A 16,831-nucleotide genomic window follows, 5' to 3' on the forward strand; every position below is an offset into this window, starting at 1 on the left:
ATGCGGCCGAAATCCCGGGTCGTTCCGCAGGCTCCACTCCTGTAAATCCCGGGTCGTTCCGCAGGCTCCACTCCTGTGTGTAAAAGTTATGAGTGATGACTACCGACGAATCGATCACCATCCGCACGGCCTCCGACGACGAATGGGACGCCGTCGCGCTGCTCGACGCCCACGCGTTCGGTGAACACCAGAACGCCGAGGACCTCGCCGAGACGCAGATCCTGACCCAGTCCGAACATGTCTACTTGGCCTGGGACGGCGAGACTCCCGTCGGTGTGGCCATGCACTTCCCGATGTCGGTCACCGTTCCCGGTGGTGCGCAGGTCGAGGCGTCCGGAGTCTCCTGGGTATCGGTCGCCCCGACGCATCGCCGACGCGGCATCCTGCGATCGATGTTCACCCAGCAGCACCGCGCGCTGAACGACGCGGGCGCGCCGCTGTCACTGCTGACAGCCAGCGAGGCGACCATCTACGGACGTTTCGGGTACGGTCCGATCACCGAGGAGATCAGCGTCTCGGTCGACCGTCGATTCGCGCAGTTCCGCACCGACGCTCCCCCGGCGACCGGTGTCCGGCTGATCGAATCGGCCGAGGCAACCGAACTGCTGCCCGACATCTACCACCGCTGGCAGCAGCAGACCGCAGGTGCACAGCCCAAGCCACCGATCCGCTGGGAGCGGTTCTTCGCCGATCGCGAGAACCGACGCGGCGGGCTGACGGCCCTGTTCTTCATCGTTCATCCCGACGGGTACGTCGCTTATCGACGCGGGCAGAACCCGAGCCGGGTGGTGGTGCAGGAATTCATCGCCGTCACCGACGACGCATACGCCGCACTGTGGCAGATACTCGTCGGCGTGGATCTGGTCGACACCATCGAGGTCCGCCAGTCACGGGACGAAGCACTGCCGTTCCTGCTGACGAACAATCGGCTTCCGAAGGAGACCGCTCACCACGACGCACTGTGGGCCCGCATCATGCATGTCGAAGCGGCGCTCGAAGCTCGCACCTACGCCCTCGACACCACACTGATCATCGCCGTGCGAGATCCCTTCCTCGACGCGGGTGGCACCTACTCGCTGACCGTCACCGACGGCAGAGCCACCTGCACCCGGGTGGAATCCGAACCGGATATCGAACTCGACATCGACGTGCTCGCCAGCATCTACTTCGGCACCCACCGCGCCAGATTGTTCGCCGCGGCCAACCGGCTCACCGCACGCAACGATGCGTCGCTGCATGCTTTCGACCTGACGTTCGGAACCCCGCGTCCGGCCGTCATGGGATGGGGTTTCTAGCGCATCGGTGTGGCCAGACCGTGGGTGAAGGCGAAATGCACGGCCTGAGCCCGGTCTCGTAATTGCGCCTTGGCGAACAGATGGTTGATGTGAGTCTTGACCGTCGCCTCGCTGACGAACATCTGCTGGGCGATCTCCCGGTTGGACAGTCCGGCGGCGATGGCGCGGAACACGTCCACCTCGCGTGGCGTCAGTCCCGCTGGGATCTGCTGCGTCCGAGGCGCTTCGACAACCTGGAGTAATCGTGCCTGCACCTGCGGGTTCAATACCGCCTGCCCGGCTGCGGCTGCTCGCAGCGCCGCCGCGATCTCGACCCGTCCTGCATCCTTGGTGAGATAGCCGCGCGCACCCGCACCGAGCGCGTCGAGGATGGAGCGCTCGTCGGAAAACGTCGTCAACACCACGACGGGTAGATCCGGGAAGAGTCCCTTCAAGATTCTTGTCGCCTCGATCCCGTCGGTGCCCGGCATCCGGAGATCCATCAGCACCACATCCAGACCCGCTGTCTGCATCGCCGTCTGCACTTCGGCCACGGCGGCAGCTCCGTCCGATGCAGTGGCGACAACGGTGATATCCGGGATCAGATCCAACATCGTGGCCAGCGCCTCGCGCACAGCCGTCTGGTCGTCGGCGATCACTATCCGAATGTTCATGCGCTCGCTTTCGTATCGGCTACGGCGGCGTTCGGTAGCGACATCGCGGCACGCACGATCCAACCTCGCCCGTCCGGACCGGCAGTGACCGACCCGCCGACGAGAGCGGCGCGTTCGCGCATTCCGACCAGGCCCATGCCGCTGCTGTCGATCGGGTCCGGTGGAGACGGGGCCGGGCCGTTCGCCACGCAGAGTTCCACGTCACACGCACCGAACCTCAGCACCACGGACACTGCAGCACCCGGCGCATGGTTGCGGGCATTGGTCAGCGCTTCCTGCGCGCACCGAACCAAGAACTGTGCCTGCGGGGTGTCGAGATCTCGGGCCGTGCCGTCGACCACGAAGCTCGCATCCTCGCCCACCAGAGCGCGCAACGTGGGCACGAGAGGCAATGCATCCTGACGCAAAGTCCGTACGGCTCGCCGGGTTTCGGTGAGTCCTTCCCGAACGAGGCTCTGCGCCTTGCCCACTGCCACTCTGGCATCCTCTGCACGGCCGGCGTCGAGCAACGCATCGGCCACTTCGAGTTGCATGTTGACCCCGGACAGTGAGTGCGCGAGGACGTCGTGGATATCTCGGGCGATGCGGGCTCGCTCGGCCAGGGCATGCTCGCGCAGTTCGGCGTCGGTGGCCCGGCGCGCGTTGCGCAGCGCTTCGAGCCGACTGCGCCGTGAGTACCCGATCAGCACCGGCCAACCGGCGAACAGTCCTGCAGCCCAGGGCCATCCATCGATGCCATTGCGCTCCGCGATCCAGAGTGCCGCTGCACACGCCACACTGAGCGAGATCGCGAAGGGAAACGACACTGCAGGTTTGAATCGCCACCCTGCATGTCCCGCAACGAGGAACGGAAACAGCGTCGCGGCAGTCGTCCCGTCCACGGACAGAATCGCTGCGGACGCGATCAGTGCGACACTCGCGCCTGCCAGGGATACGCGAGGACCGATCATCCGCCGTGGAAGCGACGAAGCCAGCAGCAGCACGCTGTTGACGACGAGCAGTGCGAGCACGAGCGGATCGTTCAGGTCCGAGGTGGCGAACGCTGCGACGGCCACCACGGCCGCGACATACGGCCGGCTCGACAGCCTGAGACCGTCGAGCGTGGGCAACCGTACGTCCGGAGGCGAGGACGTCACCGAATCTTCGTCCGTCCGCCGCGAACCCGATTGTGCATATCGGCCAGCGTAGGCGACGTCGTGTGGTTTCCGCCCTTGTCGGCGCGCCACACGATGGTGGCGTCCAGGTGCATGGCCCGGTAGAGGACGGCGACCGACTCGGCCAGGAAGCCGATGCCCACGGCGAGCATCGTGGCCTGACCGGCAACCGACGCGGCCGTCGGATCGATAGCGCTCTCGACGGGAATCAGCAGGACCCGGACAGCAACGGCGGCGACCCACAGGGCGACGGACGCGACGGAGTACCGCATCCAGGCCGTCCCGTCGCGCTCGGTGATTCTGACGGTGTGGGCGCGGATCACGCCGAAGGCGATGCCGACGACACAGCCGAGAAGCAGGAACTCGATGGCACCGGCCGACAGGTCCGTCGAGTTCAGCGATGCCAACCCGACGATGGCGAGAATCGTCGGCAGCAGCAGCATGCGCCGGGCTTCCATGAGCTGCCCGGTCATGCGCCGCACCAGCAGGTATCCGACCAGAAGGACTACGAGAGCAATCGTTGCGAGGTTCATGACGGCAACGCTACGAAGATCGTGGTGGTGGCGAATCGACCCACGGGTGGAGATCGGGTGGAGAGCGGAGCCTGCCGGAGTGGCCGTTCCATACCGGAGCACAACATGACTTTTGTCATGGGTGGACCATGACGCTGTCACTTCAGGTGATGATGCGCTGCACTGTTTTCGGTGGCCTGGCCGCAGCAGACTCGTATTCATGAAGCAACCAGACGAAGGAAACCTGTTCACCGACCTGATGGAGTTCGGGCCGGCTCCCACGATGGCGCGCGAGATCGTCGTCGCCGTCATCAGCCTCGGCATTGTCGCGGTGTTGTTCGCGATTGTCGGCCCGGAGCTGCCGGCATTCGTCGCACTCGGCGTCATCGTCGCCTTCATGGGCGGCCGATTCGTGATCGGCCTGCGGCAGTGGGAACAGCGCTCATGACCATCATCGATGTCAGCTCGATGACCCGACGCTACGGTTCGGGCAAGAACGCGTACGAGGCCGTCAAGGCTCTGGATCTGCAGATCGCCGAGGGTGAGCTGTTCGGACTGCTCGGCACCAACGGTGCGGGCAAGACCTCCACTCTCGAAGTGATACAGGGCCTTTCACGACCGAGCGAGGGCACGGTACGGATCATGGGAATGGATCCGGTGGCAGATCGTCGCAAGGTCCGACCGTCTCTGGGCATCATGCTGCAGAAGGGCGGACTGCCGCAGGACCTGACGGCGGCCGAGAGCCTGCGGATGTGGGCCGGAACGTGCAGCAATCCACTGCCGGTCGCCGAGGTGCTCGGCCGCGTCGATCTGGCCGATCGCGCCGATGTCCGGGTGAAGTTCCTCTCGGGCGGAGAGCAGCGCAGGCTGGATCTGGCGTGCGCCATCATCAGTCGTCCGCGGGTACTGTTCCTCGACGAGCCAACTACCGGACTCGACCCCGAAAGTCGCCGCAACACATGGCGATTGATTCAGGAACTGAAGAATTCCGGCGTGACCATCATGCTGACGACCCATTACTTGGACGAAGCCGAATCACTGTGCGATCGCCTGGCGATCATGCACCGCGGCGCAGTCGTTCGCAGTGGCACCGTGGACGAGGTCGTCGCCGACCATCCGGCGAAGATCGAATTGAAGACTCCCGGTACTGCTTTGCCGTCACTACCGGGTACATCGATCGACGTCACGGAAGACACCGTCTCGATCCAGACGGCCTCGGTACAGGAGACGTTGACCGCTCTGTTGCTGTGGGCTCGCGACAACAGGGTGACCCTGCACGGTCTCGACGCCCGAGCAGCGTCACTGGAGACCGTATTCCTCTCCATCGCAGACGAATTCGACAATACCGATATCGAGAACACCGCTATCGAGAACACCGAGGTGATGAGCGCATGAGGACGATGACCGCCCTGTCGCGAGCAGAATTCACGCTGCTCGGACGCAACCGAGTACTGCTGTTCAACGCGATCGTTCTTCCGCTCCTGCTACCGATCGCCCTACTGATCGTCGGCAAGTCCAACGAATTGACCGAGGTGGTCGTGGCGGGCGCGCTGGAACTCTTCGTACTGATTCTGCTGGTGTTCATGGTGTTCTACAACATGCTCTCGATCTACGCCACTCGCCGAGACGAGTTGGTGTTGAAACGACTTCGCACCGGAGAGAGCTCGGACGTCCAGATTCTGCTCGGCCCAGCGGTGCCCTCCCTGATACTGACCGTCATTCTCGGCCTGGTCGTCAGCGCAGTGGTACTGGCCTTCGGCGGGCCGGTTCCCATCAATGCCTTGCTCGTCGCCGTCGCACTTCTCGGTGGTGCTGCGTTGTTCGCAGCACTGGCGCTGATCACCTCCGCATTCACTCGCAACGCCGAGGCCGCCCAGATCACCAGCCTGCCTGTCATCCTCGTCGCCATGGCCGGCTCGGCCATGCTGCGCGAGGTCCTTCCCGAGTCGTTCAGCCGGGTCGTCGAACTGACCCCGATGGCCGCTGTGTCGGACCTGTTGAACCTCGGCTGGTTCGGCACCACGACCCCCGGCGAGGCGTCGCTCGGCTTCGCCGCCACCTTCGCCGAGGCCACGATGCCGCTGGTGGTGATGCTGGCCTGGATCGTCGGCAGCTTGCTGATCGGCCGAACGCACTTTCGCTGGGAACCGCGATCCTGAATCCACCAGGACACCACCGTCTGCAAGGCTGGAGATCATGAAGTTGTACGAGTACCTGAACCCGCTGCACGGCTGGAACGACAGCAGTGACGTGGAGAAGGTGCGCGTCTACACCCGACAATCGCTGCTGTTCATCATCGTCGCGCTCGCCTTGTGGGCGGCCGTGATTCTGCTGCAGGAAGGCGACTACCTCTCGACGGTGGCCGTTGCCGGGTGCGCTGCAGCCGCCTTCGTCGTCGTGCAACGCACCCCTGGAGTCGGTGGTGAGTCGAGGGGGGGCCTGAGGAATCCCTTGTCGGTCATGGCTGTTACCGCTGCAGTCCTGGCGTTCGGTGGCGACGCCATGGCTTTCGTCTGGGCCGCCGTTCTCGTCGCCACTGCGGTGGGGACGCTGATTCCTTTGCGGTGGTCGCTCGCCGCGGTCGCGAGCGGCGCGGCGGTCGCCGTCGCTCTCGGAACCCCGGCTCTCCAAGCTGTGGTGCTCGGTCTGTTCGTGGTCTTCATGGCCGCGACCGTGCGACTGTCGGCCTGGCTGTTGCGTATCGTCACCGAGCTCGACGCCACCCGCGACGCCGCCGCTGCGCTGTCGGTCGCCGAGGAGAGATTGCGGTTCTCCCGAGATCTGCACGACGTCGTCGGACGCGCTCTGTCTGCCATCGCGGTCAAGAGCGAACTCGCCGCCACGCTGGCTCGCCGGGGCGACGACCGGGCGGCGGCCCAGATGGATGAGGTTCGCATCCTGGCCCAGGAATCGATGACCGACGCTCGGCAGCTGGTGCGCGGCTACCGATCGGTCGACGTGGCGTCGGAACTCGACGGGGCGCAGTCCCTCCTGTCCGCAGCGGGTATCTCCACCGAACTGGTCGGAGAGTCTGCGAATCTCGACGAGCAGGCGGCCGAGGCCGCGGCCTGGGTGGTCCGCGAGGGAGTGACCAATATTCTCCGCCACTCCGCTGCCACCTACTGCCGGATCGAACTGACCGACAACAGCATTCGGTTGACCAACGACCATCCAGTCGCATCGACCGGCCGCGAGGACGGGACGGGATTGAGCGGTCTGCGCGAACGGTTGGTGGCGGTCGGAGGCAGCTTGGATACAGTGAAGACCACCGAGGACTTCACTCTCACGGCGACATTGCCCAACCGGAACCCTAGGACCGCATCATGATTCGAGTGCTCCTGGCCGACGACGAGAATCTGATTCGCACGGCGCTGGCGACCATGCTCGATCTCGAAGACGACATCGAGATCGTCGGCCAGGCCGATTCCGGCGAGGACGCAGTGACCGTGGCCGCCGCAGTCACACCCGACGTCGCCGTCCTGGACCTGCAGATGGGCGGAATCGACGGCATCGAGACGGCCCAGAAAATTGCCGAGACCCTGCCTACCTGCGCGTCGATCATCGTCACCAGTCACGGTCGACCGGGCTACCTGAAGAAGGCGCTCGAGGCCGGGGTAAGGGGATTTCTACCGAAGACCACCTCGGCTGCCACCCTGGCCGAGGTGGTGCGCACCGTGCACGGCGGCGGGCGCTACGTCGACCCGACGCTGGCCGCGGAAGCCATCGGTGCCGGAGACTCTCCACTCACACCGCGCGAGGCCGATGTGCTCGAGTTCGCCGCCGACGGTGCGTCGATCGCGGAAATTGCCCAGCGCGCACATCTGTCGCCCGGTACCACCCGCAACTACCTGTCTGCGGCAGCCGCGAAACTCGGCGCAGCGAACCGGCACGAGGCCTGCGCACTCGCCCGCCGCCACGGGTGGATCTGACGTCTCACACCTTGGCAGTGGCGGTCACGGTGTCGAGGGTCGGCAGCCGGCGGCCGGCGGTGCGCGGCACCAGGGTGATTCTCAAGTTGTTGTGCCGGAGCAGATACACGGCAGCGAAGAGTCCCGTCGACACGGAGATGACGCCACCGAAGACAAGCGGCGCACGCGGGTCGAGCACGTCGGCGAGCCAGCCCAGAACCGGGCTGCCCAGCGGAGTTCCGCCGAGGAAACACAGCATGTAAATGCCCATCACGCGCCCGCGCATGTCGGACGGCACCGACATCTGCAGAATGTTCATCGCCGACGTCGTGAATGTCAGGGTCAACGCTCCGGTGGGTATCAGCAGGAGTGCCACCAGGATGTAGTTGGGCATCAAGCCCACGAGCAGCTCGAAAAGCCCGAACGCAGTGACGGCAGCGACGAACAGTCGCAATCGCGGTGCCGTGGCCCGTCGGGCAGCCATAGTCGCTCCCGCCAAGGTGCCGACGGCCAAGGTCGTCGAGAGCAAACCGTAAGCATCGGCTCCACTGCCGAACGTGTTGCGCGCCAGTACCGACAGGCTCAGAGGAAAGTTGAGACCGAACGTCGAGACCATGAACACCGTCGCCAGCAGCACGCGCAGATCGCCCCGCCCCCAGACGTACCGAAAGCCCTCCTGCACCTGCCCTTTGGCTCGCGGTGCCGGTTCGACACGGAACAGCTGACCGACATTCATCGCCAGGAGTGCACCGAACACGGCGGCGAAAGACACCGCGTTGATGAGGAACACCCAGCCGGTGCCGACGAGAGTGATGAGCACCCCGGAGACCGCAGGCCCGACGATCCGCGCCATGTTGAACGTCATGGAGTTGAGCGCGATCGCATTCGCGAGAGTTTCTTTCCCCACCATTTCGATGGTGAACGATTGCCGCACCGGCGCGTCGATGGCAGACGAGCAGCCCAGGATGAAGGCGATGACATAGACGTGCCACAGCTCGACCATCCCCCCGACGTCGAGCACGCCGAGCACCAGACCGCAGACGGCGGCGAAAACCTGGGTGATCATCAGGAGTTTGCGCTTGTCGTACCGGTCTGCCAGCACTCCACCCCAGACCGAGAGGAACAGCGTCGGACCGAATTGCAGCGCCATGACGATGCCGACGGCGAAGCCGTTGCCGCCGGACAGCGTCAGGACGAGCCAGTCCTGGGCGACGCGCTGCATCCACGTTCCGACCAGCGAGACGATCTGCCCCGACGCCCACAATCGATAGTTGCGAGTCTTCAGCGCAGCGAACATCGTCGAACCGGACGTACGGGAAGCAGGGGCCACCGTTCAAATATTAAACCTAGGTAACTACTCGGAGTCGTTCACCAGAGCCCCGATGATGGTCACCGCGTCGCGCAGGGTGTCGAGCTGATCGGGTTCGAGCCCTGCCAGCTGCGCGGTCATCCATGCTTCACGGGCGCTGGCCTCGTCTGCGATCAGTTCCTCGCCTGCGGGCGAGAGGGAAACGATCACCTGACGTCCGTCGGTGGGATGCGGCGTTCTCCCCACGAGGCCGAGCTCTGCCAGCGACGCGATCACCCGCGTCATCGACGGTGGCTGCACCCTCTCGCGCGCAGCCAGCGCACCGGGTGTCATGGCTCCCTCCCGACTCAGCGTGGCCAGAGCCGACAGCTGAGTCAGCGACACCTGCGAGTCCACTCGTCTACCTCGAAGGTGCCGAGTCAGTCTCACCACCGCAAGCGAGAGATCACTTGCCAATTCACGATTGTCTTTAACATTATTTCCCGACGTCACAGCGCAGAGGATACGCCTTGGTACCTACCGCGCGTCATGTAACCGCCTCGGTGATGGGTCCGACGGCGAAGTATGCAACGAAGAGCAGTGCAACGATCCACAGCAGGGGGTGAACCGATTTTGCCCGTCCGGACCCGACTGCGAGTACGACCCAGGTGATGAAACCGACGCCGATCCCGTTGGCGATGGAGTACGTGAACGGCATCACCACGATGGTCAGAAAGGCCGGCAGCGCGTAGTCGAAGCGCCGGAAATCGATGTCGAGCACCTGTCCGATCATCAGCGCACCCACCACGACCAGCGCTGGAGCGGCCGCTTCGATCGGAACGACGGCCGTGAGCGGAGTGAAGAACATCGCAAGCAAGAACAGCAATCCGGTGACGACATTGGCGAGTCCAGTGCGGGCACCTTCGGCGATGCCTGACGCAGACTCGACGAACACGGTGTTCGACGACGCCGACGCACCGCCGCCGACGATCGCTCCGGCACCCTCGACAACCAGAGCCTTACCGATGTTCGGCAATTTTCCGTCCTTGTCCAGTTCCGCCTCCTTGCCGAGGCCCGTCATCGTGCCCATCGCGTCGAAGAAATTCGCGAGCACCAGCGTGAACACCAGCAAGCTTGCGGCCAGTACGCCGATGCGTGTGAACGCTCCGAACAGATCGACATTGCCCACCAGAGACAGATCGGGAGACTGGATCAGTTCGCTCGGCAGCTGCGGGACCGACAGGTTCCACCCCTTCGGGTCGACGCCGTTGGACGGGCCGATGTCGGTGACGGCTTCGACGATCGCCGCGAACACCGTCGTGACCACGATGCCGATCAGCAGACCGCCGCGCACCTTGCGCACCACCAGCACACCCATCAGCAACAACCCGAACACGAAGATCACCGTCGGCCACGACGCGATGGAACCGTCGATACCGAGCCCGACCGGAACCGTCGTGCCTGCGGCGTCGGGGATTCGGCGCACGAAGCCGGAGTCGACCAGTCCGATGAATGCGATGAACGCGCCGATGCCCGCGGCGATCGCTGCCTTGAGCTCCGATGGGATCGCGTTGAACACCGCCGTGCGGAATCCGGTGACGGCCAGCAGCACGATGATGATGCCGTCGATGACCACCAGACCCATTGCCTCGGGCCACGTCACCTGGGGTGCGATGGTCACGGCGAGCAGCGTGTTGATGCCCAGGCCCGCTGCGATACCGAACGGATAGTTGGCGACGATACCGAAGGCGATGCTCATGAACCCGGCCACCAGGGCCGTCACGGCGGCAACCTGGGCGACCGGGAGGATGTTGCCCAGCACATCGGTCTTGGCCGCTGCATCATCGGCGGAGAAGCTGCCCAGAATCAGGGGATTGAGAACCACGATGTAGGCCATCGCCACGAAGGTGACCACGCCGCCTCGAACCTCGGAGCCGACGGTCGAGCCACGCTCGGTGATCTTGAAGTAGTTGTCGAGTAGCCGCGACGACAATTGCATGAGCGAACGATAAAGCACGCTGCCACACTTCGGTAACCGCACGGCGCAGCCGCCGATCGGCACAGCAGCGCAGCCGCCGATCGATACAGCAGCGCAGCCGCCGATCGGCACAGCAGCGCAGTCTCTTGTCACTCCCGTGGCGTAGCTTGGGATTCGTGGCCGACCTCCCCCAGATTCCACGCAGCCTCACCGATCCGGTACCGGTGTTGGCGATCGGCATGCTCGGCTGGGTCGTCGCGCTGGTCGTGTTCACGGCCACCGGGGACCGGAGCGACGACGTCGTTGCCACGTGTTGGTCCGGGCTCGCAGTCGGTGCCGTGGGGTTCTCGATCTTCCTGGCGCAGAGAGCCGCGTCACGTCGCGGGAGCAAAACCGCCCAACGCGGTCTCGATTGAGATCAGCATCACGTTAGCTCGATCACCACAACGCCTCTGACGTGGGCAAACTAACCTCTCAGCCGCTTGAGTAACACAAAGTTAACGTGGACCATGGGTTATGTCAGTTAAGACAACCTTTTGATCCACGAAAGAACAGGCCATGAAGCTCGTCGCTCAGTACCGCAACCGTCGCAACCACGTCCGCTCGCTCCGCGCTCTCTACGCACGCGCCAACGCTGTCTCCAGCCCGGCCATGCGCGACGAGCTGCTCGTCATCGCCCAGCGCTCGGATTTCTCGCGCTGATCGCTGTGACGGCGTAGATCCATCCCAGCCCCCACAGGGCACCGAACACCCACCCGGCCAGTACGTCCGTGGTCCAATGCGCACCCAGGTAGATCCGAGAGAATCCGATCAGCAGGGACGCGACCACCGGTAGCGCAAGCAGTACCGGCCGATGCAGCCACGGATGCGGCGATCGCAGCAGTACCGCGATCGCCACCGTGGCAAGCACCATCGACATCATCGCGTGGCCGGACGGAAACGAATGGCTCGCAATATCGACCAACCGTTCCGGGATCGGTGGCCGCTCCCGCCCGAACGCGAATTTCAGCGCATTCATCAGACCCCACCCGGTCAGCATCGCGCCCGCGACGACGACGGCATCCGAACGCCGTCCCACTCGGAGCAGAGCCACCACGGCCACTGCCGACCACACGAACATCGACACCGTGTTCCCCACCGTGGTGATGACCCAGAACATCGTGGTCAGCCAGTCGATTCGATGCCCGACCATCCAGTCCAGCACCGCAGTGTCAAAGCCCACGAGGTCGCTCCCAATTCTGAGTGCAGTGGACGGTTCCGTCGGCGGTCACCCACCACGGCACTGCTCGATCGCCACTGATATCTCGCTCGCCGCCGACGTTCCCGGTCACGCGCACGATCAACTCACGATGGACCACCACCCCGCCCTGCGGCAGCGGTAATCCCAACACCGCACATGCCAGCACAGCTCCCGGTTCGCGATCCCAGGAACTGACGCGTCCCACTCCGAGGACTTCTCCGCTGATCGCCTCCGACGCCGGCCTGATGTCGAGGACGTCGGCGAGCGCGCCAGCGGTGGACATGTCCGAGAGCACGGCAATCTCCGGCGGAACAACACTCGCCAGCCACGGGGTGTCGAGCACGAGCGCATCCGACGCATCCACCACCGACCCGCCGAGGGTGCGGACGCGATCCGGTGGGTCGATGTCGGCAACCTCGACGCGACCCTCGGCAACTGCGGTGGCTATCGATGTGTGCGTGCGCGCGATCACCGCAGGTGTCGGATTCCGCCGCGGATCCGCGAGCGCCCGCAGCAGCACCCGTGCGGTATCGACGCTCTCACACTCCGATGCACTCAGCACAGCCGCCAGCTCGTCGGCCCGCGGATGATCCAGCGGATCGAGCAACCCGGCAAACGTATCGTCGGACGGCGACCTGAAGTCGATCGGACGCCGATCATGCAGTCGCGCATGATGCCTGAGCCACCACGCGGTGTAACCGTCCCTGTCGATCAGGGCGCCGCGGGTACTGGGATCGTCGAGCAGCACGGTCAATGCTACGGGCCACGCATCGGATCGGACCAGGTCCAGATCCCGAACCGCGAGAAGGGTGTCCGGCTCAGCGGAAAGACCTGTCCACCATGCCGATTCGTCGTCCAGATCGTGATCCGGCCCGGTCGGCAGCTCGTCGCGCACCACCGAGAACCCCCAGCCGACGCCCACCGCCCGCAGTGCCCGCTCACCGAACCTGGTCACCGAGGCCGCCGAGAGAACACCGAACGGCGAATCCCGAATCAGCAGATCCGCCAACGGCGCTCCGGGAAGCAACAATTCGTCGGCGCTGCGCAGTTCACCCTGGTCGTCTTCGAGAGGCAAGCCGCCGATCCAGCTCGGTAGATCACCCGCCTCGGCTGCCAGGGTGAGCACCGCGGAGACCAGGGGATCGACCTCCACGTCGTCGTCCCAGTCCAGATCGTCGAGCGCTGCTTCGAGGGCAGGATCGGTGAGCAATTCGGACGCGGTCGCCTCGCGAGCTCCCAGGCGCGTCAGCAGCGGACTCACAGCGTCCGGATGCACCAGCCGCACCCACGTCACCGCAGCCGAGGAGTCGGAGCCGATCACCGTAGTACGCGGACCAGTGACCGTGCGGCCATCCGCGAGCGGAACAGGCAGTGCAGCAAGCTCTTCGGCAGCCACCCCGTCCACGACGAGTGGGGCCAACGCGTCGAACAGTCGCCGCCACCAGCTCGGCTCGCGGCTCTGCCCACCGAGCATGTCCGTCAGCCCCGCCAACCCGATTCGGTGCACCCCCACCGCGGACAACGCCGATGCGTGCCGTGCACCCGCCAGCGCAGCGTCGACCAGATCGGGCACGACGTCGATCACCACCGAGGCGAGTGCCTCGCCGGCGTCCGCGACGACATTCGCCCGCTCCGGCACGAGGTCTCGTCCGTGGGCACCGGGAAGCCATGCCGCAGATGACAATCGCCGGAAGATCAGTTCTCGAAGTTCGCCGTCGACCTCACTCCGCGCGAAGCCGACCTGGGGCACGAACGACACCCGCGACGCCGCCGGAAGTGAGGCCACGAAGTCGGCATACCCGTGCGCCACCGCATCGAGCGAGACACCCGGCAGCACGCGCCGACGGTCCGGCTGCATCGGCACATCCGCAATCACCAACGCGGGCAACGACAACAATTCGTCCGAACGAGTGGGCGCCCGCAACACATCCGGTGGGGCGGGAACAGGCAGACCGTCGACAACGGGCGCGAGCCATCGTGCAGCGGGAGTGGCGAACTGACGCCATGTTCGCGACCCGATTGCGATCTCGGCGCACCCCTCGCCGAGTTCGGTTCTGATGCAGTCTATTACGATGCCATCGATCTCGATCGAGTCCAGCGCATCGAGTTCGAGAAGCAGATCGACGGCCTCGTCCGCGAAGCCCGACTCGAAGGACCTCGCGTCCACATCGGCTCGCAGTGTCAACACGATCTCGGTGTCGAACCCCGTGGCAGGCGGTGCAGCAACCGGCCACGCCAACCGCAGTACCGGCGTTCCTGCGTCGGGCGCGGTCATGCCTCGCTCGCCCAGCACGTCGAGAGTGCGCCGAGCACTGAACAACACGCCACCCTCGCGTGATCGCACCTCGATCTCGTCGGACACCGAACGCACCGCAGTGAATCCGACTCCGAATTGCCCGACGCCCGAATCAGCAGTCTTGGCCGAGGCTCGCAAGGCGGTCAACGCATGCACACCCGAAAGATCCAATGCAGCACCGGTATTGGCGATATGGACAGCACCTGCGTCATCGGTCCACACTGCCAGTCGGCCGGGAACCCCCGACCGCGCAGCAGCGTCGGCGGCGTTCTGCGCCAACTCGGTCAACAGTCGATCGCGATAACCCCCGCGCACCAGATCGATTTCGGACGCCGAGTCCTCACGCAGCCGGGTGGGCGACGAACTCCACGACGCGAGTATCGACTCACGCAGCGACCCGGTATCGAACGGATCGATCAGCTCGGAGATACCGAGCCCTCGGCCGGCACAGTGCCCTCGTCCGGAACAGTGCCCTCGTCCGGAACAGTGCCCTCGTCCGGAACAGTGCCCTCGTCCGGAACAGTGCCCTCGGCCGGCGCAGTGCCCTCGTCCGGAACAGTGCCCTCGGCCGGCGCAGTGCCCTCGGCCGGCGCAGTCTGTTCGTCCACAACGGTTGTTTCCGCCGACACGGTTGTTTCCGCCGATACCGTTGTTTCGGCCGATGCGGTCGGCTCGTTCTGCGGCGTTGCTGCCTCGGTCGACGCCTCGGATCCGTCGGCGCTGTCGGCGACCTCGACCGGGGAGGCCGTATCCATAGGGGAGGCCGTATCCACCGGGGAGGCCGCCTCTGCCTGACTGTCCGTCTCTACCGGGGACGGTGTCTCAGGCTGGGCCACCGGCGATGCGGTGACGTCGAGTGCCGCGTCGTCGTACGGTTCGAATTGCGGCGATCCAGCTCCGCTGGGGAGTTCGGTGTCGGAATGCGCTCCGCAGCCGTATTCCGCGTGCACCACCCGACCGTCGGCAGCGAACTCGTTGCCGCACACCCCGAATGCAGCGGACAGCGATCCGGCGATGGGTAAGTAGAAGCCGCAGCGCCCACAGGTCGACGGCGCGGCCTTGGCCATCTCGGCATCGGGGCCGAAATCGCCCTCGCGCCAGCGTTGGGCGGCGTCGAGGCGTCCTTCGAGGCTGGTGACCTGGGTTCGACCCAGACCGATCTCACCTGCAACGTCGTCGATGGCAGGATCTCCGGACGCGACATATCCCGGCACGAGACGAGGGTCGCCGCGACGTGGAGACAGCAGATCGCCCGGTCCCAGATCGCCGGGACGGATGCGTTCTTCCCAGGGCACCCAGGTCGGTGCCACCAGAGCATCGGGGCCCGGTAGCAACACCAACTCACTGACCGTGGCGTGGTCCGCGTCCTCCGGGGCGGCGACCACAACGGCCCACTGCCACCCTCGATAGCCTTCGAGATCACTGGCGAACCGGTGAGTGGCCGCGCTGGAGTCCTCGACGGTGACCCCGAGGTACTCGCCGATACCGCCCTCTCCCAGGTCGAGCAGAGCCTGCCGCGCGAGGTCCACGGCATCGGCCAAGACGGGGCGGATGGAATCGAGCTCTGGAGAAGATGTGAAACTCACACATTCAGTTTGCCGCATCGACTCGGTGACGCCCAGTTCGGGCTGCCATCATGGGTGCAATGACCGCCCGCGCTCGTACCTTCGCCGCCGTAATAACCGCACTGCTGGCGGTCACCGCCTGCTCGTCGACACCGGAATCGACGACCGCATCGACGACCGCGGATCCGATCGGCTCCGAGTCGGTTCCGACGCTGAAGGCCGACGTCGTGCGTGAATACGACCGTGGCAACGACGCATTCACCCAGGGTTTCGAGATCGACGATGGCGTGCTCTACGAGGGCACCGGCCTCGAGGGTTCGTCGTTCGTTCGACGCACCGCAGTCGAGAACATGACCGAACTCGATCGGGTGGATCTGCCGTCCGAGCTGTTCGGCGAAGGCATCACCGTCGTCGGCGACACGCTGTGGCAGATCACCTGGCAGGACGGCGTCGCTATCGCCCGCGACCGGGACACTCTCGCGGAAGAGCGTCGAGTGAGCTACGACGGCGAGGGCTGGGGGCTGTGCGCTGAGGGGCGGGGTACCCAGAACGAGCGCCTGGTCATGAGCGACGGCACCTCCACGCTGACCTTTCGCGATCCCACCTCGTTCGATGCCGAGAGCACGGTGGACGTCACGCTCGACGGTGATCCGGTGGAGCGGCTCAACGAGCTCGAATGCGCCGACGACGGGTCGGTGTACGCGAACGTGTGGCAGACCTTCGACATCATGCGCATCGACCCTGGCAGCGGAAAGGTCACGGCGGTCATCGACGGCAGGCCGTTGTGGGATTCGATGTCTGCCGCCGAACGCAAAGGAGCGGACGTCTTCAACGGCATCGCACAGATCCCGGACACCGACCGTTTCCTCGTGACCGGCAAGTTCTGGCCCAAGATCTTCGAGGTGCAGTTCACCGATTCCGCTCCGGTAGGACAGAATTGAC

Annotated in this window: 17 protein-coding genes and 1 pseudogene; 9 read left to right on the top strand and 9 right to left on the bottom strand. The window is 65.1% G+C overall.

Annotation, left to right across the window (positions count from 1 at the left end; genetic code table 11):
- The first annotated feature begins 95 nt into the window (after positions 1 to 95).
- Positions 96 to 1,295, top strand: coding sequence for a GNAT family N-acetyltransferase (locus RHODMAR_RS22625; protein WP_008719282.1), 1,200 nt, complete (start codon positions 96 to 98; stop codon positions 1,293 to 1,295).
- On the opposite strand, the gene RHODMAR_RS22630 is transcribed toward RHODMAR_RS22625, so the two are convergent.
- The 3 genes from RHODMAR_RS22630 to RHODMAR_RS22640 are packed head-to-tail and all read right to left on the bottom strand — an operon-like array spanning position 1,292 to position 3,635.
- Positions 1,292 to 1,948, bottom strand: a complete 657-nt coding sequence (locus tag RHODMAR_RS22630; RefSeq protein WP_008719286.1) for a response regulator transcription factor — start codon at positions 1,946 to 1,948, stop codon at positions 1,292 to 1,294. The two genes, RHODMAR_RS22625 and RHODMAR_RS22630, sit on opposite strands and share 4 nt — an antisense overlap.
- Positions 1,945 to 3,084, bottom strand: a complete 1,140-nt coding sequence (locus RHODMAR_RS22635; protein WP_008719287.1) for a sensor histidine kinase — start codon at positions 3,082 to 3,084, stop codon at positions 1,945 to 1,947. Before RHODMAR_RS22635 ends, RHODMAR_RS22630 begins: the two co-directional genes overlap by 4 nt.
- On the bottom strand, positions 3,081 to 3,635 hold the full coding sequence (locus RHODMAR_RS22640; protein ID WP_008719290.1) for a CcdC protein domain-containing protein: 555 nt from the start codon (positions 3,633 to 3,635) through the stop codon (positions 3,081 to 3,083). Before RHODMAR_RS22640 ends, RHODMAR_RS22635 begins: the two co-directional genes overlap by 4 nt.
- Positions 3,636 to 3,834: 199 nt before the next feature.
- Here RHODMAR_RS22640 and RHODMAR_RS22645 point away from each other — a divergent pair, with 199 nt between their 5' ends.
- From RHODMAR_RS22645 to RHODMAR_RS22665, 5 genes are read left to right on the top strand one after another with little or no spacing between them, the layout of a single operon-like run.
- Positions 3,835 to 4,062: a hypothetical protein gene (locus RHODMAR_RS22645; RefSeq protein ID WP_051048239.1), complete on the top strand. Its 228-nt coding sequence runs from the start codon at positions 3,835 to 3,837 to the stop codon at positions 4,060 to 4,062.
- The gene (locus RHODMAR_RS22650) at positions 4,059 to 5,009 is read left to right on the top strand and encodes an ABC transporter ATP-binding protein (RefSeq protein WP_008719292.1); all 951 of its coding nucleotides are present in this window, start codon (positions 4,059 to 4,061) and stop codon (positions 5,007 to 5,009) included. Before RHODMAR_RS22645 ends, RHODMAR_RS22650 begins: the two co-directional genes overlap by 4 nt.
- Positions 5,006 to 5,773, top strand: a complete 768-nt coding sequence (locus RHODMAR_RS22655) for an ABC transporter permease (protein WP_042940123.1) — start codon at positions 5,006 to 5,008, stop codon at positions 5,771 to 5,773. The genes RHODMAR_RS22650 and RHODMAR_RS22655 overlap by 4 nt, the downstream gene beginning before the upstream one ends.
- A 37-nt stretch (positions 5,774 to 5,810) precedes the next feature.
- Complete coding sequence (locus tag RHODMAR_RS22660; RefSeq protein WP_008719297.1) at positions 5,811 to 6,941, top strand: sensor histidine kinase; 1,131 nt, start codon at positions 5,811 to 5,813, stop codon at positions 6,939 to 6,941.
- A complete protein-coding gene (locus RHODMAR_RS22665; protein WP_008719299.1) occupies positions 6,938 to 7,543 on the top strand; it encodes a response regulator transcription factor in 606 nt (201 codons plus the stop codon). The genes RHODMAR_RS22660 and RHODMAR_RS22665 overlap by 4 nt, the downstream gene beginning before the upstream one ends.
- Before the next feature lie 4 nt (positions 7,544 to 7,547).
- Here RHODMAR_RS22665 and RHODMAR_RS22670 read toward each other — a convergent pair whose 3' ends face one another.
- Genes RHODMAR_RS22670 through RHODMAR_RS22680 form a run of 3 tightly spaced genes read right to left on the bottom strand, consistent with a single transcriptional unit; the run spans position 7,548 to position 10,809 of the window.
- Entirely contained in the window at positions 7,548 to 8,819 is a 1,272-nt protein-coding gene (locus RHODMAR_RS22670; RefSeq protein WP_008719302.1) for an MFS transporter, read from the bottom strand.
- A 57-nt stretch (positions 8,820 to 8,876) separates the two neighbouring features.
- The gene (locus tag RHODMAR_RS22675; protein ID WP_042940124.1) at positions 8,877 to 9,323 is read right to left on the bottom strand and encodes a MarR family transcriptional regulator; all 447 of its coding nucleotides are present in this window, start codon (positions 9,321 to 9,323) and stop codon (positions 8,877 to 8,879) included.
- 34 nt (positions 9,324 to 9,357) lie between these two features.
- Positions 9,358 to 10,809, bottom strand: coding sequence for an NCS2 family permease (locus tag RHODMAR_RS22680; RefSeq protein ID WP_008719306.1), 1,452 nt, complete (start codon positions 10,807 to 10,809; stop codon positions 9,358 to 9,360).
- A 155-nt stretch (positions 10,810 to 10,964) separates the two neighbouring features.
- On the opposite strand from RHODMAR_RS22680, the gene RHODMAR_RS22685 reads away from it, so the two are divergent.
- Together RHODMAR_RS22685 and RHODMAR_RS28770 are read left to right on the top strand one after the other, a co-directional pair.
- A complete protein-coding gene (locus RHODMAR_RS22685; protein WP_042940138.1) occupies positions 10,965 to 11,204 on the top strand; it encodes a DUF2530 domain-containing protein in 240 nt (79 codons plus the stop codon).
- A 142-nt stretch (positions 11,205 to 11,346) separates the two neighbouring features.
- A complete protein-coding gene (locus RHODMAR_RS28770) occupies positions 11,347 to 11,490 on the top strand; it encodes a hypothetical protein (RefSeq protein WP_198289516.1) in 144 nt (47 codons plus the stop codon).
- Here RHODMAR_RS28770 and RHODMAR_RS22690 read toward each other — a convergent pair.
- The 3 genes and pseudogenes from RHODMAR_RS22690 to RHODMAR_RS29635 form a co-directional block, all read right to left on the bottom strand.
- On the bottom strand, positions 11,459 to 12,010 hold the full coding sequence (locus tag RHODMAR_RS22690) for a phosphatase PAP2 family protein (RefSeq protein WP_008719311.1): 552 nt from the start codon (positions 12,008 to 12,010) through the stop codon (positions 11,459 to 11,461). The two genes, RHODMAR_RS28770 and RHODMAR_RS22690, sit on opposite strands and share 32 nt — an antisense overlap.
- A complete protein-coding gene (locus tag RHODMAR_RS22695; protein WP_042940125.1) occupies positions 12,000 to 14,744 on the bottom strand; it encodes a sacsin N-terminal ATP-binding-like domain-containing protein in 2,745 nt (914 codons plus the stop codon). The genes RHODMAR_RS22690 and RHODMAR_RS22695 overlap by 11 nt, the downstream gene beginning before the upstream one ends.
- A gap of 433 nt (positions 14,745 to 15,177) precedes the next feature.
- Positions 15,178 to 15,928, bottom strand: a pseudogene (locus RHODMAR_RS29635) (DUF3027 domain-containing protein); the annotation flags it as partial.
- Positions 15,929 to 15,969: 41 nt separating this feature from the next.
- On the opposite strand from RHODMAR_RS29635, the gene RHODMAR_RS22705 reads away from it, so the two are divergent.
- Positions 15,970 to 16,830: a glutaminyl-peptide cyclotransferase gene (locus RHODMAR_RS22705; protein WP_042940140.1), complete on the top strand. Its 861-nt coding sequence runs from the start codon at positions 15,970 to 15,972 to the stop codon at positions 16,828 to 16,830.
- The last annotated feature ends 1 nt before the right edge of the window (position 16,831 follow it).

This window comes from Rhodococcus sp. AW25M09 (genome assembly GCF_000333955.1).
In the GTDB taxonomy this organism is placed as follows: Bacteria; Actinomycetota; Actinomycetes; order Mycobacteriales; family Mycobacteriaceae; genus Rhodococcoides.